Genomic DNA, 717 nt, shown 5'->3' with positions numbered 1-717 from the left:
CCCAGATGACCTTTCTTCGGCCCCGGCGTCCGGACCGGGAGTCGGTCCCGCTCCGCGATCGACCGAGTGTAACCCACCCGTCGAACCGAAAGAGATTGCCGCTGTGGAGGGCGGCATCCTGATAGCTGACCGCCCAGCGGCAGCCGCGTGCGACAGCAATTGCCGGGAAGGCGAAGGATCGCCAGAGGCGCAGCGCCACGCGGCAGAGATCCGGTTTCGCTGCGCACAGGCGCGAAAGCTCGACTGCATCGTGCCGCGTCAAGCCGCCGACACGCTCACGTATGAGCGTGTCGGTTGCGACGACGGCAAGCAGGCGGCCCTCGTGGCGAAGGCCGTGCGACCAGCCTCGCGTCGGGCGGTGGATCTCGCCCATCCTGTGACCCCAGAGAACGAGATGGGCATTTGAGTTCGTCGCGTGTGATGGGCTCGAAGGTTACGGGGCCAAATCCGGCGTCACACACCGCACATGCCCTCGCATTCATTCGGCCAGAGATCGAGCTGCCCGCGGTCAGCGGCGGTCGACAGATCGACGTCCTCGAGCGGAACGCAGGATCGATGCAGGTACACCTGGCCGCGAATACCCCTGAGCCCGGTCCGCAGCGCGCGGTCGACCTCGACGGCATCCTGCCATGCTGCGCCATCCTGTTCACGCATCGATCGCCATACGGCGTTGCTGTGAAAGGGGCAGCCGATACAGGCGCTTTTCGGGGGATCTGG

1 protein-coding gene and 1 pseudogene are annotated in these 717 nt (G+C 66.1%); one reads left to right on the top strand and one right to left on the bottom strand.

The features are described 5' to 3' along the window. On the top strand, positions 1 to 406 hold a 406-nt coding region (locus tag CEV33_RS24220; protein WP_208620141.1), incomplete at its 5' end, for a hypothetical protein. 47 nt (positions 407 to 453) lie between these two features. Here the strand turns inward: CEV33_RS24220 and CEV33_RS01610 are convergent. Further along, a pseudogene (locus CEV33_RS01610) lies at positions 454 to 717 on the bottom strand (hypothetical protein); the annotation flags it as partial.

Origin of the sequence: Brucella grignonensis, assembly GCF_002252505.1 — a bacterium.
Lineage (GTDB): Bacteria > Pseudomonadota > Alphaproteobacteria > Rhizobiales > Rhizobiaceae > Brucella > Brucella grignonensis.
Note: the sequence above shows the minus strand (reverse complement) of the source record. Positions and strands in the feature narration are given on the sequence as shown.